This window comes from Pseudomonas sp. GL_093, from assembly GCF_057837605.1.
Genome location: NZ_CM174448.1, coordinates 628,600 through 648,956 on the forward strand (window position 1 = coordinate 628,600; position 20,357 = coordinate 648,956).

A 20,357-nucleotide genomic window follows, 5' to 3' on the forward strand; every position below is an offset into this window, starting at 1 on the left:
ACCTTGTTTCAGGGGAACAGGGCTCTGATCGCTGGCTCGGTGTAGCCATAGTTCCAGCGCAGTTCGTTGTCGACGGGAATGTCGTCGATGGCAAAGAACGCATGCAGCAGGTAGTTTTCCTTACGCCCGCCTTGGGCTTGAACCTCCACGTCAAACGACACGGCTTCGACGTTGTAACCCGTTGCTGCCTGTCGTGCCGGTTTGCCCTGCTTGTACTCAAAGATGGTATTCATTCGGGACAGTACGTTGTCTCCCGACAACAGAACGTTATGACGCTTGGTGTGGGTGAACAGCTTTCCAGGCAGTACGTCGATGAGGAACGGGTCCTTTCTGGCAACACCGACATAACCGGGTATCAATCCTCCGCCATAGACCCCAAGAATCTCCCCTTTAGCCAGCGGCTTTTTGCTGCTCACCATGTCTTGCCCGATCAAAGTTCTTTCTTCGGGCGCCTTGCAGTCGGCTGTGGTGAATTTGCGTAGCGCCAATTTTTCTTCGTACAGGTTGGCAACACCTTCGAAGCTTTCCCATTGAATGTAAGGTTTGACTGCTGCGGCCCCATAGCGGGTGCCGCCATAAGCAGATTTGGCCTGTTGCTGAATTTTTTTGATACGCAACGGCTGCCCTTGCAGGTCCCTGATAGGGTAGCGGCCGTTGTTGGCGCGATCATAGCCACCGAGAGTGTTGGGGGCCTGTTGAAAGGATCTGATGCTGGACATGTGGTCACGTTCGGCGGCAGTGAATGGCACAGGCATGATGTATTCGGTGGTGCTGTAATAGCTGCCGCTTGTCTCCTCCGGGATATCAAGGTGTCTTGACGAGCCAACGCCCGGTGTACCGCCCGGTAGTCCCATATCGGAATCGATCTCCCAGCCGCCCCCAACCTTTTGTCGTACGTAGGGCTTGTACGCTCGATAGGGGCTGCGCGCATCAATGACTTGCCAACCCGGTTTGGCGTACTGCACCTGATAGTACTGGCGGTTTTCCAGCACGTAGTATTTGTACATGCCACCTTGTAGGGGGGGCTGTTCATAGACTCCGTCTGCGCGTAGCGACAGGTTCGTCGGTGTTTCTTGTCGGGCAAAATGGGTGTCAAGGGGGAAGCCCGGGTTTACGGGCTCGGTAGCCCGTGACGCAGTACCTTCCCGAATAGCCAGAGGTTGTTTGTGCAGACGTTCTATGACGTTGTTGAGCGCGCTCTTCACACGGTCAGACCATCGGTCGTCATCTCTGCTCGAGGCCAGGCGTTCAGTTTCGGGTAGGACCGCTTTGATCGAGTTGTAGAGGTCGGCCGGTCCATCAAGCGGATTTCCCGCAGCATCGTAAGCCCTGTACAGCACGCCCTCTCGAACCAGAACTCTGCGATGAACGGCTGTGACACTGCCGACGCTGCTCAGCAATGTGCCGTTGAGGGTTCCATCGCGCATTTCGATACGCACTGAGTCGGCCCAGCTGGGCAATTGCTCAAGGCTCGTGAGGATGAGTTGGTCTGTGTCAGGAGGGCGAGCGGAATCAAGATAAAGACCCTCATAAATACGTACTGTTTCAATTTCTCTGGAGTACTCGGCTGCTTCCTTTTCCATGAGTGGCAGCAACTGTTTTTCCCGCACGATTTGCTGTTCTTCCTGTGGACTGATGCTGAGCGTCAACTGCTGCAGATAGCTTTTTGGAAGCGTTGGGTTCTTCGTGCGAATGTGTTCCTGTATTACGGTTTCCGGTTGTTCGGTCAGCGCATAAATCTGTGGGAACAGCAGGTCTTTTGTTGCCGCAAGATGGGTCTCGAGACGCTGCGCCAGGCGCTCTGCGTTAGTGGCAGTGGACGGCGCCAGCCCGTTGAACAGTTCATTGAACTCATCCGTTCTCAGCTTCTCGACTACGGTGTCTATTAGCTCTCCATTTCTGAGTTGGGCGTAGGTCAATCTAAGTTCGGGCTGTGTTGTGTTGGCGGAGTCACCAAAAGAAAAGAGCGTTTCAGCCCCATCGACGACGGTCAGGCGTCGAGTGGTTGGCCAGCCGCCCAGTGTGGTGAGCAGGTGCAGCAAGATGTACGGTGAATAAGGGCCGGTTTTATTTCCTTTGCTACGTTCTATCTTGAAATCTTTTATTTCCTGCCTCAAATCAAAGCGCTTCAATACATCGGTCAGCAGGGCCGGCGGACGTTGTGCGCTTAGATGAAGTTCAATGAGAGCCAATCTGTCTAATCCGCTGACCAGCAGAATGGGCTCGACGGCTTCTTGGCGGATATTGCGTGCGACAGTGCCAAGGCGCCTGATCAGTTTCAACCCATCCCAAGTGCTTGGGTTCTCGTGCAGATGGCGCCATCCGGCGGCATCGTTTTGTAACATCTGTGGGGCATACCCGTTTGGGTCAGAAGGGTGTTGCAGCTCCCACTGCCGGGTGGCGATGTCGACCTTTACTTCATAGAAATGGTCTTCCAGTGCTACATAGGTTTTTGCGTTGTGGTTATACAACCCTTGAGCGTTGGGGTGGATATTCTCAGGTAGTTGAAGTGCCTGACGATAGGGCGTCAGATCGGGGTGCCAGAGTCGTTCGCTATTGTTGCGCAACCTGATTCTTACCAAGTTGGTGGCGAGCCCGGTGGTTTTGATTGCACCGGCCGTGAGGATGCCCAGGGTAGCGGCGTCTGCGACATCCAGCAGATCATTCAGTGCTTCGTCGGTATCGCCACGACTCCAGGCGGCAACGCCGTGATAGACCGAGTTGAGTAACTGCAAGGCTGTTACCGCCAACATCACTTCACCGATGATCGGTATGAAGGACGCGGCGAAAAATAACAGCGACTCTCCTGCTGCCTCGAGCTCCTGACGTTTTTTCAAGCTGCCGGCGGTGTTGGCATCTGCCGTGGGGACCGACAGCACACGAGCATCAGCTTTCAGGTGGGCAATGCGTTGCCTGAAGGCCGTTTCATAGAAGTCACCGGCAATATCCACACGCACCAAGGGTTTGGCAAAAGACGGATTACCAAGGCGGTTTGCGCCTGACCACAAAGTGCCTGTAGTCAGCGGCGTTCCCTGGCGCTCAAACGGAATGAAGCGATTGAAGAACTTCCGGTAAGAGGGCGCCTCCAGTTTGATTGCCAGGGCTGTTTGAAGATCGCCATACGAGTCATATCGTTTGATCGCGTCATCGGGATCATCGGGAATGTAAAGGACGTGTTTAATCTGAGGCCATTTGTCCCGAAACAGCAGGATGCCTGGCAGGGCTGTGCCGTCGAGGGTCAGGTGTGAACAGATCAAGTCCTTATGACTGCCGACGGGACTCAATTCGAGTAATAGCGCGCAAAGATCTGCGCTGATGGATTTCTTCATCAGGGCGATGTGGATCGCCGCCTCAAAGGTATTTTGATCGTCGTTCCTGATCAGGGCTTTTATCTGGTTTGCCGAGCGAGTGGCGGTTGTTCCCGCAGTCGCAGAAGGTTCCAGTATTTCGCTGATGTGTCTCTGGTACTGCATGCCGATGTCCAGCTCGCGACAAACCCTGGCGAAGTGCTCTGGGCTGACAGCGCTTTTTTTCTTTTCGTCGTACCCGGACACATAAATGGCCGATCCCGCTTCAAAACCACCGTTCAGAGCTTCGGAAGATTCGAAGTTCTGCAGGGCGGCGTCTACAAGCGTTTGTTCGGTGGTTTTATGGTGTGTTTTGATCAGCCCCAAGAGGTGGGAGTGCTTCCACTCGCGTAGCAGTGTGGATTTTTCAGCGTCCAGCGATCCCAAGTGTCCTGTGAGCTTTTCGCTCAACAAGGTTCGGGCAAAGTTCAAGGGGTTTTTCAGATCTTCGAAGACGGGGGCCAACGCCTGCCGGGCTGCATTGCTTTTGAGCAGGCAGGCGCGAAATGTTTTGCGCTGTTCAGGTGATCCCTCGACTAGCCAGTCAGGCAGCTTGCTCTGGATGAAGCTTGCATGAGCAGATAGGGGCGGCGGGGTAGGTGCGGGGGCTGTGTTGAGTAAAGTCGAATCGTTCAAGGGCGCTCCGTGGCTCTGGATAAGCCAGCCTGGTAGTTGAAGCGCCAGACTACCCACGGGATTTTTTCTTGAAGAATATCTATGTAGTGACATGTGCTCAGCGAAATGTGATGTATCGGTCAGGGGCAGACCTGATGGTAAAAGCCGACCGCAATTGTCGGAATTGGTTATTTTTTGTGCTATATTCCGCCCCCGCGATTTTTCATCTCAACACCGGTCATCGTCATGCAAACAGCCAAGCCGTTATTTGACTATCCCAAGTACTGGGCCGAATGCTTCGGTCCAGCGCCATTCCTGCCGATGAGCAGGGAGGAGATGGATCAGCTTGGCTGGGATTCATGCGACATCATCATCGTCACCGGTGATGCGTACGTTGACCATCCGTCGTTCGGCATGGCAATCATCGGCCGGCTGCTGGAGTCGCAAGGCTTCCGCGTCGGGATCATTGCCCAGCCGGACTGGCAGTCCAAAGACGACTTCATGAAGCTCGGCGAGCCGAACCTGTTCTTCGGCGTCGCGGCCGGCAACATGGACTCGATGATCAACCGCTACACCGCCGACAAAAAAATCCGCTCCGATGACGCCTACACTCCCGGCGGCATGGCGGGCAAACGTCCGGACCGCGCGAGCCTGGTTTACAGCCAGCGCTGCAAGGAAGCCTACAAGAACGTGCCGATCGTTCTCGGTGGCATTGAAGCGTCCCTGCGTCGCATCGCCCACTACGATTACTGGCAGGACCGGGTTCGCAACTCGATCCTGATCGACGCCTGCGCCGACATCCTGCTCTACGGCAACGCCGAGCGTGCGATCGTCGAAGTCGCCCAGCGTCTGTCCTACGGTCACAAGATCGAAGACATCACCGATGTGCGCGGCACCGCGTTCATCCGTCGCGACACGCCGAAAGACTGGTACGAAGTCGATTCCACGCGCATCGACCGCCCGGGCAAGGTCGACAAGATCATCAACCCGTACGTGAACACCCAGGACACCCAGGCCTGCGCGATCGAGCAGGAAAAAGGCCCGGTTGAAGACCCGAGTGAAGCGAAGGTCGTGCAGATTCTGGCCAGTCCGAAGATGACTCGCGACAAGACCGTGATTCGTCTGCCTTCGGTTGAGAAAGTCCGCGGTGACGCGGTTCTTTATGCTCACGCCAACCGCGTGCTTCACCTGGAAACCAACCCGGGTAACGCCCGTGCGCTGGTGCAGAAGCACGGCGAAGTCGACGTCTGGTTCAACCCGCCTCCGATTCCGATGACCACCGAAGAAATGGACTACGTGTTCGGCATGCCCTATGCGCGCATTCCGCACCCGGCGTACGGCAAGGAAAAGATCCCTGCCTACGACATGATCCGCTTCTCGGTGAACATCATGCGTGGCTGCTTCGGCGGCTGCACCTTCTGCTCGATCACCGAGCACGAAGGCCGGATCATCCAGAACCGTTCCGAAGAGTCGATCATTCGCGAAATCGAAGAGATCCGCGACAAGGTTCCAGGCTTCACCGGCGTCATTTCCGACCTCGGCGGCCCGACCGCGAACATGTACCGCATCGCCTGCAAGACCCCGGAAATCGAATCCGCGTGCCGCAAGCCTTCGTGCGTGTTCCCGGGCATTTGCCCGAACCTGAACACCGATCACTCGTCGCTGATCCAGCTGTATCGCAGCGCCCGTGCCTTGCCGGGTGTGAAGAAGATCCTGATCGCTTCCGGCCTGCGCTACGACCTCGCGGTCGAGTCGCCGGAATACGTCAAAGAGCTGGTGACCCACCACGTTGGTGGTTACCTGAAGATCGCCCCGGAACACACCGAGGAAGGTCCGCTCAATCAGATGATGAAACCGGGCATCGGCAGCTATGACAAGTTCAAGCGCATGTTCGAGAAGTACTCCAAGGAAGCCGGGAAAGAGCAGTACCTGATTCCGTACTTCATCGCCGCTCACCCGGGCACAACTGACGAAGACATGATGAACCTGGCCTTGTGGCTCAAGGGCAACGGCTTCCGTGCCGACCAGGTGCAAGCGTTCTATCCGTCGCCGATGGCCACCGCCACCGCGATGTACCACTCGGGCAAGAACCCGCTGCGTAAGGTGACTTACAAGAGCGACGCCGTGACCATCGTCAAGAGCGAAGAGCAGCGTCGTCTGCACAAGGCGTTCTTGCGTTATCACGACCCGAAAGGCTGGCCGATGCTGCGTGAAGCGCTGACCCGCATGGGCCGCGCCGACCTGATCGGGCCGGGCAAGAACCAGTTGATCCCGCTGCACCAGCCGGCGACCGACAGCTACCAGAGCGCCCGTCGCAAGAACTCGACACCGGCCGGCAGCCATAAAGTGGCAGGGGAAAAGACCACCAAGATCCTGACCCAGCACACCGGCTTGCCACCGCGCGCCAGCGATGGCGGTAACCCGTGGGACAAGCGTGAACAGGCCAAGGCAGCGGCATTCGCCCGCAACCAGCAGGCGGCCAAGGATCGTAAGGACGCGGCCAAAGGCAAAGGACCGAAGCCTGCGCGCAAGCCGGTTGTACCGCGCTAAGCCACGTTTGAGCTGAACAGAACGCCAACCTTCGGGTTGGCGTTTTGCATTCCAGGCACTGATCGTTCCCACGCTCTGCGTGGTAATGCCTCTAGGGACGCTCCGCGTCCAGTGACGCGGAGCGTCACGGGCTGCATTCCCACGCAGAGCGTGGGAACGATCGTAGGTGTCTCGCCACATTTGCGTGCAATCCTCTCAAACCAAATTCCCGCATCGCCCGATTTTGGTGCTGTACTGCCTCAAGCAACCGGAGAAAGCGCCAGCGCTGCTGGATGGCATAAGTCTTGCGCGCTTTCCAATACGCTTAAGGCTCGCAGGAGGCACGCCGTGTCGATTCATGTCGCATTGCACCACGTCACGCATTACCGCTACGACCGCGCCGTCGAGCTCGGTCCGCAGATCGTTCGCCTGCGCCCGGCTGCCCACAGTCGCACGCGGATACTGTCCTACGCGCTGAAAGTGTCGCCCGAGCAACACTTCATCAACTGGCAGCAAGACCCCCAGGGCAATTACCTGGCGCGGTTGGTGTTCCCGGAAAAAACCGATGAGCTGCGGATCGAAGTCGATTTGCTGGCGGAGATGGCGGTCTTCAATCCGTTCGACTTCTTCCTTGAGCCCTACGCGGAAAAGATCCCTTTCGCCTACGCCGCGGATGAGCGCAAGGAACTGGCGCCGTACCTGGAAACCTTGCCCCTGACGCCGAAGTTCAAGGCGTATCTGGATGGCATCGACCGCACGCCACTGCCTAGCGTCGATTTCCTCGTCGCGCTCAATCAGCGCCTGAGCGAAGACATTGGCTACCTGATCCGCATGGAACCGGGCGTGCAAACGCCCGAACACACCTTGGAACATGCCTCCGGTTCCTGCCGCGACTCTGCGTGGTTGCTGGTGCAGCTGTTGCGCAACCTCGGTCTGGCGGCGCGTTTCGTCTCCGGCTACCTGATTCAACTGACCGCCGACGTCAAAAGCCTCGACGGCCCGTCGGGCACTGACGTGGACTTCACCGACCTGCACGCCTGGTGTGAGGTCTATTTGCCCGGTGCCGGCTGGATCGGCCTGGACGCAACGTCAGGGCTGTTTGCCGGTGAAGGACACATTCCGTTGGCCTGTAGCCCCGATCCGGGCTCTGCGGCACCGATCAGTGGCTTGGTTGAACCGTGCGAGTGCGAATTCACCCACGAAATGTCGGTGGAGAGGATTTGGGAAGCGCCACGGGTAACGAAGCCCTACACCGAAGAGCAATGGCTGGCGATCCAGGCGTTGGGTCGGCAGATCGATGCCGACCTGCTGGAGGGTGACGTACGCCTGACCATGGGCGGCGAACCGACGTTTGTTTCCATCGATGACCCGGACGGTGCCGAGTGGAACACGGCGGCACTGGGGCCAGACAAGCGGCGTCTGTCCGCCGAACTGTTCCAGCGCATGCGCAAGCACTACGCGCCCCAAGGTCTGGTGCATTTCGGTCAAGGCAAATGGTACCCCGGCGAGCAATTGCCGCGCTGGTCGCTGAACTGCTACTGGCGCCGCGACGATGTACCGATCTGGCACAACAGCGCGTTGATTGCCGATGAGCAGCAAGACTACGGTGCCAATGGCGAGCTGGCCGGACGCTTTCTGGCGAGTGTCGCCGAACGCCTGAAAATTCCTACGCGTTTTGTATTTCCCGCCTACGAAGACAATTTCTATTACCTCTGGCGCGAAGGCACTTTGCCGCAGAACGTCAGCGCCGAAGACTCGCGTCTTGAAGAGCCTCTGGAGCGTGCACGTCTGCGCAAAGTCTTCAGCCAAGGGCTGGACAAGGTTATCGGTCAGGTCCTGCCGCTGGCGCGCACCGCCAAGGGCGATCAATGGCAGAGCGGTCGCTGGTATCTGCGCGATGAGCATTGTCGGTTGGTGCCAGGGGATTCGCCGCTGGGCTATCGCTTACCGCTCGGCTCGCAGCCTTGGGTGAAAGCGGCGGAGTACCCGTTCATTCATCCTGTGGACCCGAATCAGGATTTCCCTGCACTGCCCGATACTGCACAACTTCAGAGCCAAGGTGCCGCTGCCGTTGCTGAAGAGCGTGAGCCGAAGATCGACGAATCCGCCGACTGGCTGACCCGCACGGCGTTCTGTGCGGAGGCGCGAGAAGGGCGGTTGTACCTGTTCATGCCGCCGCTGGAACGGGTCGAGGATTATCTGGAACTGGTCAGCGCCATCGAAGCGACCGCCGAGGAATTGCATTGCCCGGTGTTACTGGAAGGCTATGAGCCGCCGGGCGATCCGCGGCTGAGCAACTTCCGTATCACGCCCGATCCGGGGGTGATCGAGGTCAACGTGCAGCCGTCTGCCACGTGGGATGAATTGGTCGAGCGCACCGAATTTCTTTACGAAGAGGCACGCCAGACCCGACTGACCACCGAGAAATTCATGATCGACGGCCGGCACACCGGCACCGGCGGCGGTAACCATTTCGTACTGGGCGGCGCGACACCGGCGGACTCACCGTTTCTACGCCGCCCCGATCTGCTGCGCAGCCTGATCAGCTACTGGCATAACCACCCGTCCTTGTCCTACCTGTTTTCCGGATTGTTCATCGGCCCGACGTCTCAGGCGCCACGGGTTGATGAAGCGCGTAATGATGCGTTGTATGAACTGGAAATCGCCTTCGCCCAGATGCCTGAGCCGGGCGAGGAGTGCGCACCGTGGCTGGTGGATCGGCTGCTGCGCAACCTGCTGATCGACGTGACCGGTAACACTCATCGTGCCGAGTTTTGCATCGACAAGCTGTATTCACCGGACGGTGCTACCGGTCGCCTTGGATTGCTCGAATTGCGCGCCTTCGAAATGCCGCCCCATGCGCGCATGAGCCTGGCTCAGCAGTTGTTGCTGCGGGCGCTGGTCGCGCGGTTCTGGCGCGAGCCTTATGCGCCGCCGAAACTGGCGCGCTGGGGCACCGAATTGCACGACCGTTTCCTGTTGCCGCACTTCATCGAACAGGATTTCGCCGACGTCATCGTCGACCTCAATGCCGCCGGTTATCCTGTGCGTGCGGAGTGGTTCGCGGCGCATCTGGAGTTCCGTTTCCCCAAGGTCGGCGATTACGCGGTCAGTGGCATCGAACTGGAATTGCGTCAGGCGCTGGAGCCCTGGCATGTACTGGGCGAAGAGGGCGCAGTCGGCGGCACGGTGCGTTATGTGGATTCGTCGCTGGAGCGCTTGCAGGTCAAACTCACGGGCCTGCCGCCGCAGCGTTATCTTCTGACCTGCAATGGCATCCCGGTGCCATTGCAACCCACCGGGCGGGTCGGCGAATTTGTGGCCGGTGTGCGCTTCCGCGCCTGGCAACCGGCCAACTGCCTGCAGCCGACCATCCCGGTCCACGCGCCGTTGGTGTTCGACTTGCTCGACACCTGGATGCAGCGTTCGCTGGGTGGCTGTCAGTACCACGTCGCCCACCCGGGCGGGCGCAACTACGACAGCTTGCCGGTGAACGCCAATGAGGCCGAGAGCCGGCGGATGGCGCGTTTCTTCCGCATCGGACATACGCCGGGGAAACTTCCTATACCCAATATGGAAGTGAACGACGAGCTACCGATGACTCTCGATTTACGACGCTTCTAAACCGTACGCGACGCTCGGACTTTTCGTATATCCGAGCGTCATGAGCCTGCGTTAGTCTGACCGTTCTTTGCTGTCTGCCGAGCTTTCCATGCCTGACCTGCTTGACCGCTACCCGCTGACGGCGGGCACTTATCATGAACTGCTCGACGACAGCGGCGCCGTGCGCCCGCATTGGCGTCGGTTGTTCGACCAATTGCAACGCAGCACACCAACGCAATTGGTGCAGCGTCAGGCGCTGCTGACCCGGCAGATCCAGGAAAACGGCGTGACGTACAACGTCTACGCCGACCCCAAGGGTGCCGATCGGCCGTGGGAGCTCGATCTGCTACCGCATGTGATTGCGGCGGATGAATGGCAGCAGCTATCAGCCGGGATTGCCCAGCGGGCACGCTTGCTCAATGCTGTGCTCGCAGATCTGTACGGCCCGCAACGCTTGATCGCCGAGGGCCTTCTGCCTGCTGAGCTGGTTTTCGGTCACAACAATTTCCTCTGGCCCTGTCAGGGCATCACGCCGCCCGACGGTGCTTTTCTGCATCTGTACGCCGTAGATCTGGCACGTACGCCCGACGGTCGCTGGTGGGTCACGGCAGACCGGACGCAAGCGCCATCCGGTGCCGGTTACGCCCTGGAAAACCGCACCATCGTGTCCCGGGCCTTTCCCGAGCTGTACCGCGATTTGAAAGTGCAGCACTTGGCCGGGTTCTTCCGCACGCTTCAGGAAACCCTGGCCCGTCAGGCGCCGAGCGATGACGAAGCGCCGCTGATCGTGCTGCTCACACCGGGACGTTTCAACGAAAGTTATTTCGAACATCTGTATCTGGCGCGTCAGCTCGGCTATCCGCTGGTAGAGGGCGGCGACCTGACCGTCCGGGATGCCACGGTCTACCTGAAAACCTTGAGCGGACTGCGCCGGGTCCACGCGATCATGCGACGGCTCGACGATGACTTCTGTGATCCGCTGGAGCTGCGCACCGACTCGGCCCTTGGCGTGCCGGGGTTGCTGGAAGCGGTACGTCGAGGGCGAGTGCTGGTGGCCAATGCCCTCGGCAGCGGTGTGCTGGAGTCGCCGGGATTGCTGGGCTTCCTGCCGAAGATCAATCAATTCCTGTTCGGCGAAGAACTGATCCTGCCCTCCATCGCGACCTGGTGGTGCGGTGAAGCACCGGTGCTGGCTCAGGCCCTGGAAAAATTGCCGGAGTTGCTGATCAAACCGGCTTTCCCGTCACAGAGCTTCACTCCGGTATTTGGGCGCGATTTGAGTGAAAAACAGCGTCAGGAACTGGCCGAGCGCATGCAGGCCCGGCCTTACGCCTATGTCGCGCAAGAATTGGCTCAGCTCTCTCAAGCCCCGATCTGGCAGGCAGAAGACGGTCATCTGCAACCTCGGGCTATTGGCATGCGCGTGTACGCAGTGGCCAGCCGTGAGGGCTATCGGGTTCTGCCCGGCGGCCTTACACGGGTTGCCGCCGAGGCTGACGCCGAAGTGGTGTCCATGCAGCGCGGTGGCGCGAGCAAAGACACCTGGGTGTTGGGCGATCGCCCGCCGAGTGGCGAACAATGGAAAACCCAGCGCACGATCGGTGTGCACGACCTGGTAAGACGCGATCCGTATCTGCCGTCGCGGGTGGTGGAAAACCTGTTCTGGTTCGGCCGTTATTGCGAGCGCTGCGATGACAGCGCGCGGCTGCTGCGAATCATGCTGGCGCGGTATGTCGATGGCGATGACCCGCAAGCCCTGGAGGCGGCGGTCGATCTGGGTGAGCGGTTGATGTTGTTGCCCGATGAAGGCGAGTTGCCGGAGCGTTTAATGGCGGCGTTGCTCGGCGACGACTGGTCGTTCAGCCTGCGCTCCAACCTGCAACGTTTGCAGTGGGCGGCCTCGCAGGTGCGCGGCAAGCTCTCGCGGGAAAACTGGCAAGCGCTGGTGGAGCTGCAGCGTGAAGCCATGGAGCTGGAAGCCGAAGAGCCGGATTTCGGCGAATTGCTGGATTTCCTCAACCGTCTGGTGATGTCCCTGGCGGCATTATCCGGTTTCGCCCTCGATGACATGACCCGGGACGAAGGCTGGCGCTTCCTGATGATCGGTCGCCGGATCGAACGACTGCAGTTTCTCAGCGCCAGCCTGGCGGCGTTTCTGCGCGGTGCCGGCGCTTTCGATCAGGCCGGCCTGGAATGGCTGCTGGAACTGGGCAACAGCAGCATCACTTACCGTTCGCGGTATCTGGCGGTGGCGCAACTGATCCCGGTGCTCGACCTGTTGCTGCTCGACGAGCAGAACCCCCACGCCGTGCTGTTTCAGTTGAGACTGGTGACGCGTACCTTGAAACGCTTGAATGACGACTTCGGCGTGCCTCGCGAAGCAGGGTTACCGCAGTTGGTGGAACGCTTGGCGCAGTTCGATCTGGGATGCCTGGAGAACTCGCTGTTCGGCGAAGCCAGCGTTCGGGCGGCCATTGAGGGGCTGGCCGACCTGTTGCAAGAGATCGCCGACGCCAGCGGGCAAGTGTCGGATCGTCTGGCCTTGCGCCATTTCGCCCACGTCGATGACGTCAGCCAGCGCACGGTGTCCGTCTGATGAGCGCCCATTACCAGATTCTCCACGACACCCATTATCACTACGACAGCCCGGTCTCTCTGGCTCAGCAGCTCGCGCACCTATGGCCGCGGGCGTGTGCCTGGCAGCGTTGCACCGAGCAGCAATTGCAAATCAGTCCCGCCCCGACGACCCGCCGCGATGAGCTGGACGTGTTCGGCAATCCGCTGACCCGGTTGGCGTTCGAGCGGCCGCACGATGAATTGCTGGTCAATGCCCGGCTCACCGTCGAAGTGCTGGCCCGGCCTGCGCTGGATTTCAATCAATCCCCCGCGTGGGAAGAAACCCGCAACGCGCTGACCTACAGCAGTCAGCCGCTTTCCCCCGAATTGCTGGAAGCGTGTCGTTACCGGTTCGAATCGCCCTACGTGCATTTGAAGCGCAACTTCGTCGAGTTTTCCGAAAGCTGCTTTCCACCGGGGCGGCCACTGTTGCTGGGTGTTCAGGCGCTGATGGAGAAGATCTTCAGCGAATTCACCTTCGACGCAGAAGCGACCCAAGTGGCGACGCCGTTGGTGGAAGTGCTGGAGCGCCGGCGCGGTGTTTGTCAGGACTTCGCTCACCTGATGCTCGCGTGTGTGCGCTCCCGTGGGTTGGCGGCGCGGTACATCAGTGGCTACTTGCTGACCCAGCCACCACCGGGCCAGCCGCGACTGATCGGCGCCGATGCTTCACATGCCTGGGTTTCAGTGTTTTGCCCGGTGCTCGGTTGGGTGGATTTCGACCCGACCAACAACGTACAGCCGGCGCTGGAACATATCACCCTGGCCTGGGGCCGGGATTTTTCCGATGTCTCGCCGTTGCGTGGGGTGATTCTTGGGGGCGGCAACCACGACCCGGAAGTCCGCGTCACCGTAATGCCACTCGATTAACAAAGATCCACTGTAGGAGTGAGCCTGCTCGCGATAGCGGTGTGTCAGAAAAATAAATGCTGAATGTGCCACCGCTATCGCGAGCAGGCTCACTCCTACAAGGGACTGTGTGCGTTCTTTAGATAAGGGTATTTCAGAGGGGACTGTGAGGGTCAGCAAAGTGACTGCTGACCCTGGACACAGATCCGGTGGGCCTGATCAGATCATCGGGCCCTGAGGGTCTCAGGCGTCGGGCGCCTGATCTTTCGGTGCTTCAACAGCATCTTCTGCGGCCACTTCACCTTCTGCATCCGGGTTCAGTGCGGCGGCTTCTTCTTCAGCTGTAGCTTTCTTGCGCTGAAGCTTTTCCTCTTTCTTCTGCTCCTTGGCCAAGTCTCTCTGACGTTTGGCGAAGGAATAATTGGGTTTAGCCATGGGCGATCCTCTGGGGTCGAAGGTGAGGTTGAGCGGCGCGTATTCTGCCCTGTATCGATGCCCAGCCGTTAGCTGGGTTTTTGCTCGGCCCATTTTGGCAGTACCGAGGGTTGCCAGGCGTCCAGTGCATCGAGCAAGGTTTGCGGCGATTCGCTCACTTGCAGCATGTCACGGTGCGGTTCGCGAACGAAGCCTTCGCCGACGATATGATCGAGAAAAGACGTCAATTTGCTGTAGAAACCGTTCACTTCCAGCAGCCCCAGCGGTTTGCCGTGGTAGCCGAGCTGGCCCCAGGTCCAGACTTCGAACAGTTCTTCAAGTGTGCCCAGGCCGCCGGGCAGGGCGATAAAGGCGTCACTGAGCTCGGCCATCCGCGCCTTGCGCGCATGCATGCCGTCGACCACTTCCAGACGAGTCAGGCCGCTGTGACCGATTTCCTTGTCTTTGAGGCTTTGCGGGATGATCCCGATCACTTCACCGCCGGCCGCCAGTGCAGCATCGGCGACGATTCCCATCAGCCCGACGGCACCGCCGCCATAGACCAGAGTCAGCTTACGCTCGGCCAATGCTCGCCCCAAGGCGACAGCCGCTTCACGATAAGCCGGGTTGGTGCCAGTGCTGGCACCGCAAAATACACAAACGGACGCTAAAGACATGCCTTACTCCATGGTCAGGATGGCCACAGAGTAAAGGCAGGCACGCGGCGTTCCAAGGTCTACACTTCGCGTTCAGGTGTTTCACAGGTTCCGCTGGCGCCACAGGCGTAGGCGGCGAGCAAACTGCGCAACAGGCTGTTAAGGGACATGACTGACGCTCCGATGAGTGATGACGGCTTGATGATAGGGCCGCCCCAGACGTCTGGTTGGTAGATTGTTTCGATAGGTGTCATAGCCCGAAAGTTGTATACAATTTTTGATTCAGGTCATAGGAACTTGCGAAGTTTTCAGGCAGTCTTCTGTCCATTCGCACTTTTGTTAACCCTGCCTTGGAGATTCACCATGTTTGCCAAACTTGTTGCAGTATCCCTGCTGACACTGGCCAGCAGCCAATTGATGGCTGCCGAGTGCAAGGTCACTGTCGACTCGACTGACCAGATGTCCTTCGATACCAAGGAAATCAGCATCGACAAGAGCTGCAAGACGTTCACCGTTGAGCTGACCCACTCCGGTAGCCTGCCGAAAAACGTCATGGGCCATAACTGGGTGCTGAGCAAAGACGCTGACATGCAGCCGATCGCCACCGCTGGCCTGGCCGCAGGCATCGAGAAGAACTACCTGCCGGAAGGTGACGCGCGCATCATCGCCCACACCAAAATCATCGGCGCCAAGGAAACCGACTCGGTGACCTTCGACGTGTCGAAGCTCGATGCTGGCGAGAAGTACGGTTTCTTCTGCTCGTTCCCGGGCCACATCTCGATGATGAAAGGCACTGTTGTCCTGAAGTAATCGAATCGAACGCATAAAAAAAGCGTCCACCTGGACGCTTTTTTTGTGCCTGTCTGTTCGCTCAATCAAGGCGCGAACGGCATCACTCGCTTGTGATGAGTCTTTTTATACGTGTCACAAATGATCTTGAACGCTTCCTCACGCACCGGTTCCCCGTGCAGGAATGCGTCGATCTCGGCATAGGTCACGCCGTGGGACGCTTCGTCCGGTTTGCCAGGCGATAGGTCTTCAAGGTCGGCCGTGGGGGTTTTTTCCACCAGCGACTCCGGCGCGCCGAAGCTGCGGGCGATATTCCGGACCTGGTTTTTCACCAGACCGCTCAGTGGCGCCAGGTCGCACGCGCCGTCACCGAACTTGGTGAAGAAACCCATCACCGCTTCCGCCGCGTGGTCGGTACCGATCACCAGGCCGTGGGCCGCGCCGGCGATGGTGTATTGGGCAACCATGCGCATCCGCGCCTTGGTGTTGCCGAGCACGAAATCCACCGAGACCGCGTGCTTGCCTTCGAAGGCCGCGACTTCACTGGCCAGGGCTTTGACCGCCGGGCCGATGTTCACGGTGTGGCGCTCGTCCGGGGCGATGAAATCCACCGAGGCCTGGGCGTCGTGTTCGTCGAACTGGGTTTCGTATGGCAGGCGTACGGCGATGAATTTGTAGCTGTTGTCGCCTGTACGTGTGCGCAGTTCGCGCATGGCACGCTGGGCCAGCAGTCCGGCGGTCAGGGAATCGACGCCGCCGCTGATGCCGAGCACCAGGCTCTTGAGCCCGGAATTGACCAGGCAGTCCTGGATGAAGGTGATCCGCCGGGTGACTTCAGCCTTGAGGGCGGCCTGGTCGGCGAACGGCGGCTGGACCTTGAGCTGTTCAGCAATCTCACGCTGTTCGGCTTGCATGAATTCACTCCTTGCTAGATGTGCTTGATGTGCTGGAAAGGGCGGCAGGTACTTTGAAAACGTGTCGCAAATAGGCGACGAAATTCGGGTCTTTGCAGTGAGTCTTGCCAGGCTCATCGGAAATTTTTGCCACGGGCTGGCCGTTGCAGGCGGCCATTTTAAGCACGATGCTCATCGGTTCAACACCCGGAATATCGCACGTCAGGTTGGTGCCGATGCCAAAGCTGACATTGATCCGACCGCGCAGCGCCCGAAAAATCTCCAGCGACTTGGGCAGCGTCAGGCTGTCGGAGAACACCAGCGTCTTGCTCATCGGGTCGATGCCGAGCTTGTGATAGTGGGCGATGGCCTTTTCCGCCCAGAGCACCGGATCACCGGAATCATGGCGCAGGCCGTCAAACAGCTTGGCGAAGTACAGGTCGAAATCGCTGAGAAAGGCATCCGTGGTGATGCAGTCGGTGAGGGCGATCCCCAATAGGCCACGGTACTCGCGAACCCAGCAATCGAGGGCGGCAATCTGACTGTCGATCAGCCGTGGGCCGAGTTGTTGGTGGGCCATGATCCATTCGTGGGCCATGGTGCCCAACGGCTTCATGTCCAGCTCACGTGAAAGGTGCACGTTGCTGGTGCCGACAAACCGACCGGGGAAATCGTGCTTGAGCACGTTCACCACTTCTTCCTGCACGCGGTACGAGAAGCGACGGCGAGTGCCGAAATCGGCGACCTGCAATTCGGACAATTCCTCCGCGCTGGCGTTGGCGGTCAGCCAGTCGAACTTGCGGTAGAGCTGCTCACGCGCCTGTTCCAGGACGACTTCACGGTAGCGATAGCGGTTGCGCACTTCGCTGACGATGGACAGCAGCGGCACTTCGAACAGGATCACGTGCAGCCATGGCCCGCGCAGGCGGATGAACAGCTCGCCGTTTTCGATACCGGTGTGGACGTAGCGCAGATTGAAGCGGAACAACCCGAGAAAACGCAGGAAATCCGGTTTCATGAAGCTGATGCGCTCCATGAAGCTCAACTGGTCGGCGCTCAGGCTCAATTCGGCAAGGCGCTCGATCTGGAAGCGGATTTCCGCCAGGTACGGGCGCAAATCTTCACTGTTACGGCAACGAAACTCCCATTCGACTTCTACGTTCGGGTAGTTGTGCAGCACCGCCTGCATCATCGTCAGTTTGTAGAAGTCGGTGTCGAGCAGGTTCTGCACGATGCGATCGCCAAACACGCTCTCGCTCATAACGGGTTCTCCAGGCTGGCCGCGGCCCGTGGCAGCGACGTTGCAGCTGTTTCAATGAATGGGGCTAGTGGCGCATATCAGTGGTGAGGATTGCCAGTGTTTTTTTCGCAGGAGGTCAGGCCGCGCGGCTATCAATCTGCTCCAGCATCCACTTCACAAAATCCCGCACCTTGGGCACTTCCGCCGAATGCTCCGGATACGCCAGGTAATAGGCGTCGGTGCTGGGCATTGCGTGCTGCCAGGGTATGACCAGTTTGCCGTCGGCCAATTCCTCTTCCACCAGAAAACGCGGCAACAGCGCCACACCGCAGCCGACCTGGGCTGCGCGGATGCACATGTAAAAGGTTTCAAAACGCGGGCCGTGGTAGCTGTGTTCGGTGTGGTAGCCCTGACTGTCGAACCAGTCGTGCCAAGCCTGGGGCCGGGAGGCGTTTTGCAGCAGGACCAGGTCGGTGAGTTGCGTAGGATCGGTGAACGGCGTGTCCGGCAGACTGCCCGGTGCGCAGACCGGCACCAGCTCTTCGCCGAACAGCTTCAGGCATTCAGTGCCGGGGCGTGAGCCCTGGCCGAAGTAGAACGCCAGGTCGCTGCGACCTTGCAGCAGATCGTCGGCTTCCTGCTCGCTGCACAGGTCCAGATGGATCGAGGGATGGCGCAGACGCCAGCCTTTCAAGCGTGGTACTAGCCAGCGCGCGCCGAAGGTCGGAGGCGTCGAGACGCGCAGGACTTCGGTTTCACCGCCGTAGGAGCGCAGGTAGTGGGTCGACATCTCGACCTGCGTGAGGATTTTTCTGACCTCCACCAGATACAAGTCGCCGGCCGGGGTCATTTGCAGGCGTCGACGCACCCGGCGGAACAGCAGGTGCTGCAACAATTCTTCGAGTTGCGCGACCTGTTTGCTGACAGCGCTCTGGGTCAGGTTCAGCTCTTCAGCCGCCCGGGTGAAGCTCAAATGCCGGGTGACGGCCTCAAAACACTGCAGGGCGGTGATCGACGGCAAGTAGCGTTTATTCAGCATTGGTTGTCCTTTTTCTTGTTTCTTTCTTACCAGCAATTCGCAGCATGAATAAACGGAATGATATCTCTCTTAAAGGTCGTTTGTTGGGTAACGTCGGGAGCGCTAAAACTACAGGCCTCACCAGCCGAATTAATCCGGCTGCACGTTTTCTGTTTTTCGCTAGAGGAGTGACCCATGGTTGCCGCATTGCTTGATCGTCTTGGTGTGAACCCGGCCCTGTACCAGAACGGCAAAGTGCCGGTGCATTCGCCGATCGATGGCAGCCAGATCGCCGCCGTGAACTGGGAAGGCGCCGCTGAAGTCGAGCAGCACATCAGTCGTGCAGATCATGCGTTCGAATTGTGGCGCAAGGTCCCGGCCCCGCGCCGTGGCGAACTGGTCCGCCAACTGGGCGATATCCTGCGCGAATACAAGGCCGACCTCGGCGAGCTGGTGTCCTGGGAAGCCGGCAAGATCACTCAGGAAGGTCTGGGTGAAGTTCAGGAAATGATCGACATCTGCGATTTCGCCGTCGGCCTGTCCCGTCAGCTGTACGGTTTGACCATCGCTTCCGAGCGTCCTGGCCACCACATGCGCGAAACCTGGCACCCGCTGGGCGTCGTCGGCGTCATCAGTGCGTTCAACTTCCCGGTTGCGGTCTGGGCCTGGAACACCGCGCTGGCGTTGGTCTGCGGTAACCCGGTGATCTGGAAGCCTTCGGAGAAAACTCCACTGACCGCACTGGCCTGTCAGGCGCTGTTCGACCGCGTACTGAAGAACTTCAGCGATGCACCGCCGCACCTGAGCCAAGTCATCATCGGCGGTCGCGATGCCGGCGAAGCCTTGGTCGATGACCCGCGTGTCGCGCTGATCAGCGCCACCGGCAGCACCCGCATGGGCCGCGAAGTGGCACCGAAAATCGCCGCACGTTTTGCTCGCAGCATTCTGGAACTGGGCGGCAACAACGCAATGATCCTCGGCCCAAGCGCCGACCTGGACATGGCCGTACGGGCCATCCTGTTCAGCGCCGTCGGCACTGCCGGTCAGCGTTGCACCACGTTGCGTCGCCTGATTGCCCATGAATCGGTGAAGGAAGAAATCGTCACCCGCCTGAAAGCCGCTTACTCCAAAGTGCGTATCGGCAACCCGCTGGAAGGCAATCTGATTGGTCCGCTGATCGACAAGCACAGTTTCGAAAACATGCAGGATGCGCTTGAGCAGGCCTTGAGCGAAGGCGGCCGGGTGTTCGGCGGCAAGCGCCAACTGGAAGACAAATTCCCTAACGCTTATTACGTTTCGCCGGCCATCGTTGAAATGCCGGAGCAGAGCGACGTGGTTTGCCACGAAACCTTCGCGCCGATTCTGTACGTGGTCGGTTACAAGGATTTCGACGAAGCGCTGCGCCTGAATAACGCCGTGCCACAAGGCTTGTCCTCGTGCATCTTCACCACTGACGTGCGTGAAGCCGAGCAGTTCATGTCGGCGGTGGGCAGTGACTGCGGCATCGCCAACGTCAACATCGGCCCGAGCGGCGCGGAAATCGGCGGGGCGTTTGGCGGTGAGAAAGAAACGGGCGGCGGTCGTGAGTCCGGCTCCGATGCATGGCGCGGCTACATGCGCCGTCAGACGAATACCGTGAACTATTCGCTGGAATTGCCGTTGGCTCAGGGCATTACGTTCGATTAAACACAGTTCTTGAACCCATGAAGAACCCTGTGGGAGCGAGCTTGCTCGCGATGAGGGCCTGTCAGCCGACATCAATGTCGACTGACAGATAGCAATCGCGAG

At 59.2% G+C, this 20,357-nt stretch carries 12 protein-coding genes; 6 read left to right on the forward strand and 6 right to left on the reverse strand.

Features of this window, described 5'->3' with window-relative positions; translation table 11 throughout:
- Positions 1-8: 8 nt before the first annotated feature.
- Complete coding sequence (locus AC3IUE_RS02770; protein ID WP_489265413.1) at positions 9-3,983, reverse strand: dermonecrotic toxin domain-containing protein; 3,975 nt, start codon at positions 3,981-3,983, stop codon at positions 9-11.
- A 225-nt stretch (positions 3,984-4,208) separates the two neighbouring features.
- On the opposite strand from AC3IUE_RS02770, the gene AC3IUE_RS02775 reads away from it, so the two are divergent.
- The 4 genes from AC3IUE_RS02775 to AC3IUE_RS02790 all read left to right on the forward strand — a co-directional run bounded on the left by AC3IUE_RS02775 (position 4,209) and on the right by AC3IUE_RS02790 (position 13,580).
- Positions 4,209-6,512: a YgiQ family radical SAM protein gene (locus AC3IUE_RS02775; RefSeq protein ID WP_489265415.1), complete on the forward strand. Its 2,304-nt coding sequence runs from the start codon at positions 4,209-4,211 to the stop codon at positions 6,510-6,512.
- Positions 6,513-6,839: 327 nt separating this feature from the next.
- Entirely contained in the window at positions 6,840-10,115 is a 3,276-nt protein-coding gene (locus AC3IUE_RS02780; RefSeq protein ID WP_489265417.1) for a transglutaminase family protein, read from the forward strand.
- A gap of 88 nt (positions 10,116-10,203) precedes the next feature.
- Positions 10,204-12,690: a circularly permuted type 2 ATP-grasp protein gene (locus AC3IUE_RS02785; protein WP_489265419.1), complete on the forward strand. Its 2,487-nt coding sequence runs from the start codon at positions 10,204-10,206 to the stop codon at positions 12,688-12,690.
- A complete protein-coding gene (locus AC3IUE_RS02790; protein WP_489265421.1) occupies positions 12,690-13,580 on the forward strand; it encodes a transglutaminase family protein in 891 nt (296 codons plus the stop codon). The genes AC3IUE_RS02785 and AC3IUE_RS02790 overlap by 1 nt, the downstream gene beginning before the upstream one ends.
- 222 nt (positions 13,581-13,802) lie before the next feature.
- Here AC3IUE_RS02790 and AC3IUE_RS02795 read toward each other — a convergent pair whose 3' ends face one another.
- The gene (locus AC3IUE_RS02795; protein ID WP_008157021.1) at positions 13,803-13,994 is read right to left on the reverse strand and encodes a hypothetical protein; all 192 of its coding nucleotides are present in this window, start codon (positions 13,992-13,994) and stop codon (positions 13,803-13,805) included.
- A gap of 68 nt (positions 13,995-14,062) precedes the next feature.
- The gene (locus AC3IUE_RS02800; protein ID WP_046044816.1) at positions 14,063-14,650 is read right to left on the reverse strand and encodes a cytokinin riboside 5'-monophosphate phosphoribohydrolase; all 588 of its coding nucleotides are present in this window, start codon (positions 14,648-14,650) and stop codon (positions 14,063-14,065) included.
- Positions 14,651-14,992: 342 nt separating this feature from the next.
- Here AC3IUE_RS02800 and azu point away from each other — a divergent pair, with 342 nt between their 5' ends.
- On the forward strand, positions 14,993-15,439 hold the full coding sequence (azu, locus tag AC3IUE_RS02805; protein WP_056746322.1) for an azurin: 447 nt from the start codon (positions 14,993-14,995) through the stop codon (positions 15,437-15,439).
- Positions 15,440-15,504: 65 nt separating this feature from the next.
- Here the strand turns inward: azu and nadE are convergent, their stop codons facing one another.
- The 3 genes from nadE to AC3IUE_RS02820 form a co-directional block, all read right to left on the reverse strand.
- Positions 15,505-16,332: an NAD(+) synthase gene (gene nadE, locus AC3IUE_RS02810; RefSeq protein WP_462000617.1), complete on the reverse strand. Its 828-nt coding sequence runs from the start codon at positions 16,330-16,332 to the stop codon at positions 15,505-15,507.
- Positions 16,333-16,336: 4 nt separating this feature from the next.
- Positions 16,337-17,572 carry a nicotinate phosphoribosyltransferase gene (gene pncB, locus AC3IUE_RS02815; protein WP_033055563.1) on the reverse strand — a complete coding sequence of 412 codons (1,236 nt, stop codon included), beginning with the start codon at positions 17,570-17,572 and terminating at the stop codon, positions 16,337-16,339.
- Between the two features lie 115 nt (positions 17,573-17,687).
- Positions 17,688-18,590 (reverse strand): LysR family transcriptional regulator, encoded by a 903-nt coding sequence (locus AC3IUE_RS02820; protein WP_056746317.1) that lies wholly within the window; start codon positions 18,588-18,590, stop codon positions 17,688-17,690.
- A 174-nt stretch (positions 18,591-18,764) separates the two neighbouring features.
- On the opposite strand from AC3IUE_RS02820, the gene amaB reads away from it, so the two are divergent.
- Positions 18,765-20,255, forward strand: coding sequence for an L-piperidine-6-carboxylate dehydrogenase (amaB, locus tag AC3IUE_RS02825; protein ID WP_008153370.1), 1,491 nt, complete (start codon positions 18,765-18,767; stop codon positions 20,253-20,255).
- The last annotated feature ends 102 nt before the right edge of the window (positions 20,256-20,357 follow it).